Raw genomic sequence first — 301 nt, forward strand, 5'->3', positions numbered from 1 at the left:
GCGGCGTTATCTGCATACTGAATTTCGGTTTTCAGCGTGTCCTCGGCCCCGTCTGGGAATCCCCAATCGAGCTGGATACCCCAAAGTAACGGAGAAGCCTTGAAGCCGACCGGCACCGGCGGCTTGCCTTCTTTCCCTTTCAGGTAGGTTTCCATCGACGTCGCCCAGATAGACGATACGTCACTGGCGTTGATGGCCCGCACGCGCACCAGGTAACGACCGGCATAAATCCCCGGCACTTCAAAACCGAGCGCCGAGGTGCGCGGCATCGATACCCAGTTACCATTATCTTTCCGCCATT

1 protein-coding gene is annotated in these 301 nt (G+C 57.5%); it reads right to left on the reverse strand.

The annotated features are described in order from the left end of the window. Positions 1–301, reverse strand: a 301-nt coding sequence (locus tag JYB63_RS22825) for a hypothetical protein (RefSeq protein ID WP_205660214.1), incomplete at both ends; no start/stop codon positions are given.

It is taken from the genome of Aliamphritea spongicola, assembly GCF_017051665.1.
In the GTDB taxonomy this organism is placed as follows: domain Bacteria; phylum Pseudomonadota; class Gammaproteobacteria; order Pseudomonadales; family Balneatricaceae; genus Amphritea; species Amphritea spongicola.